We start from the raw sequence: 3360 nt of genomic DNA on the forward strand, positions 1-3360 counted from the left end.
GGTACAACCAAACGAAATGGTCCTATCCCATCTTCTAGTGGTTTTCCGTCTTTTTTATCTGCTAGAATAATTACTCTGTTTGCAAAAGCTGGATCTAATTCTGCTAACGAAAAAATAACTTCGTAGCCGTCACTTGCTCGCACTAACATGTACTTTGTCAAGTTTTCTCCTTTTAGTTCTTTGCCAAGTGTTACTCCAGCTTCTTTTAATAATTCAATAACAGGAACTCCCGAATAATGCTGTATTTTTCCATCTCGATCTTTCATGTTTTGTTCTACATGCGGCATTTTTCCGAAGTCAGAAATACTAATTGAAAGTGTTTTTAAAACTTCTCCTTCAATTTTCACAACAGGTTCTTTAGAAGAATTTTGTGCATACAAACTGTTCGAAATGTTAGCAAAAAATAGTGTTGCTAAAAAAATAATAGCTAAAAAACGTTCTCTCATTTTAGTTGTTTTTAAATTATTTAATTCTCTTTAAATGCGGATTAGAAAATTTTGGATCATTAATAAAAGTAGAATCTGTCAGCATTTCGAGAAAAGCGATAACGTCTGATTTTTCATTTGCCGTTAGTCCCAAATTTTTTCCATTCAAATTGTTAGAACTACCTTTCAAAGATATGCTTAACGATTTACTTGGCTTAATATGTTCATTATAATGATCTAATACTTCATCAAGACTTTTAAACCTGCCATCATGCATATACGGCGCAGTAAGTGCAATGTTGCGGAGCGTTGCCACCCTAAATCTTCCTCTATCATTTGCCATTCCTGTCTGCTCCTCACGTCCGATGTCTTTTGGCTCTTCATCAAGGCCGTTGTTATGAAACAATTCCATGTACATTTTGGGTGTTCCGTGACATTGCGCACAGTTGGCTCCTCTACTATTTTTTTCTGGCTGTGGCGAATTCATAAAGAGTTCCATGCCATTTAATTCTTGTTTAGTAGGTTTATATTCACCTCTAAGATATTTGTCATAATTTGAATTCGCAGATATTAAAGTGCGTTCAAATTGTGCAATTGCCTTGGTTATTTTATCTGATGTAATTTCTGCTGTGCCAAACGCATCTCTGAAAAGTGGCGGATATTCTTTTGTTTTCTGAAGCTCCTTAGCTGCTTTATCCAAATAAGCACCCATTTCGTGCGGATCATTAAGCGGAAAATTTGCTTGCTCTTCTAGGCCTTTCGCTCTTCCGTCCCAGAAAAAATTTCGAACCCAAAGCAAATTGGCTAATGACATTGAACTACGCTTAGTTGGCACATTATTCACACCTAGACTAAAAGCTTTTCCGTCTGTAAAAGCAAGTTTCTGCTGATGGCAGCTTGCACAGGAAATTGTTTTATTTGAAGATAATTTCGTTTCATAAAACAACATTCTACCTAGAAAAACACCTTGTTTTGTGGTCAAATTATCTTCTGGAATACTAATTCTGTTTCCAAAATAATCTGGATATTTCAACTTGTAAGGATCTGTATATGGGGGTTCTATATCGGTAACAGCCATAAACAATACAGCTGTTGCCAACACAAAAAATAATGTAATTTTTTTATGATGCGATTTAATTTGCATTATCTTTTTTTAAAAGAACCCGTTTAGTAATTCACAATATCCTCATTATGTTTTTAAATGAATACTGCAGATTAGAAAAATCCTAAATACTTAGTTTTTTCACATTGCTAAAATAAGTATTAATACTTAAAAAAGATGTTTTTAATCGATCTTTTTGAGATCACTTCAAAATCTGAATTACAGAATTGAATGCTTTAGAAGCGATCAGCACTTTTTGCCCAATCTTATATTCCCTTCCCTCTTCTTCTGTAGCAACAACTTTTACAATAGTGTTACCAGAAGAAACCTGAACTATATAAATAATATCACTTTTAGTAATGCTGATAATTTCTCCCGTTAATTGAAATTTACTGCTAATTTTCTGTTCAGAAAATACATTTTCTGGAGTTCCTTCTTTTACGATTTTACCTTTATCAACAACAATTACCTTGTCTGAAAGTTTAAAAATCTCAGAAATAGAATGACTGACCATCAGTGTAGTCAATTTATATTTTTGATGAATTTTTAAAATATAATCCTGAAGTTTAAATCGCATTTCATCGTCTAATGCAGATAAAGGTTCGTCTAATAAAAGAATCTCAGGCATACGTACAATTGCTCTTGCCAGTGCTGCACGTTGTTTTTGTCCTCCCGATAAATTCTGCGGTTTACTATTCTGGAGTGATTGCAATTCCATAAGTTCTATCAACTCTAGAATAATTTCTTTGGAATCATTTTTAGATAAAGCAAACTCAAGATTCTCTTTTACAGTTAAATTTGGAAACAAAGCAAAATCTTGAAACACAAAGCCAATAGAACGATTTTGAACAGGGAAATGGATTTTTTTTATAGAATCATCCCAAACCGATTCTCCTACTTTTATAACTGCTTTCTCTGCTCGAGTAAGTCCTGCCAAAATTCTCAAAATGGTTGTCTTACCGGCTCCCGAATTTCCGTAAACAGAAACAAACTCTCCTTTTTTTATCGTCAGAGAGATATCTAATGGCAATTCGCCATCTGCTGTCTGCAGCATTTTATAAGCATCAAACTGTATCATTAATAAAGAGTTGTTTTTCTGGATTTATTATTGATTAAATGAACTGCTAACAAAATTGAAAAAGAAAATGCAAACAATATTCCAGCATATATATTGGCATTATGATAATTCATAGATTCTACTTCTTCATAAATCGCAATAGAAACTACTTTTGTTTCTTCTGGAATACTCCCGCCAACCATTAAAACAACTCCAAATTCTCCCAAAGTATGGGCAAATGTCATAATAATTCCAGTAAACAATGAAGCGCTAATATTTGGAAGTAAAATTTTGGTAATCGTTGTAAATCTCGATTTTCCTAAAGTAAAAGAAGCCTCTTGCAAAGTTGGAGAAAGATTTTTTAATCCTGATAAAATCGGGTTCACCATAAAAGGCAAACTGTATAAGACTGATGCCAGAATTAATCCTTCAAAAGTAAAAACCAATCTCACATCAAAATAATCTGACAGAAACTTGCCAAAAGCATTTTCTGGACTAAAAGCTATTAAAAGATAAAAACCTAAAACAGATGGCGGTAAAACCAAAGGCAAACTAATTAGAGCCTCAATAATGGCTTTTAATCGAAACCGACTGTAGCACAACCAATAACATAGCGGAATTGAGACTATAAAAAGGATCAATGTGGTAATCAAAGCCAATTTTGCAGTAAGCCATAAAGGGTCTAGATTAATCATAGGCAGATAAGCTTACTTCGTTCGTTTTTATTAAAGCCAATATGTTTTGGTTTTCTTTTAGATCTAATTGTTCGCAGGCAT

Annotated in this window: 4 protein-coding genes; all 4 read right to left on the reverse strand. The window is 33.5% G+C overall.

Annotation, left to right across the window (positions count from 1 at the left end; translation table 11 throughout):
- Nucleotides 1-446 (reverse strand): molybdopterin-dependent oxidoreductase (locus tag B3J44_RS01955; protein WP_286965337.1); only part of this gene is annotated, 446 nt, incomplete at its 3' end.
- A gap of 16 nt (nucleotides 447-462) precedes the next feature.
- On the reverse strand, nucleotides 463-1569 hold the full coding sequence (locus B3J44_RS01960; RefSeq protein WP_286965340.1) for a cytochrome-c peroxidase: 1107 nt from the start codon (nucleotides 1567-1569) through the stop codon (nucleotides 463-465).
- Between the two features lie 160 nt (nucleotides 1570-1729).
- A complete protein-coding gene (locus tag B3J44_RS01965; protein ID WP_286965342.1) occupies nucleotides 1730-2605 on the reverse strand; it encodes an ABC transporter ATP-binding protein in 876 nt (291 codons plus the stop codon).
- Nucleotides 2605-3279, reverse strand: coding sequence for a molybdate ABC transporter permease subunit (gene modB, locus B3J44_RS01970; protein ID WP_198857258.1), 675 nt, complete (start codon nucleotides 3277-3279; stop codon nucleotides 2605-2607). Before modB ends, B3J44_RS01965 begins: the two co-directional genes overlap by 1 nt.
- Between the last annotated feature and the right edge of the window lie 81 nt (nucleotides 3280-3360).

It is taken from the genome of Flavobacterium sp. UBA4854 (assembly GCF_002399805.1).
In the GTDB taxonomy this organism is placed as follows: domain Bacteria; phylum Bacteroidota; class Bacteroidia; order Flavobacteriales; family Flavobacteriaceae; genus Flavobacterium; species Flavobacterium ginsengisoli.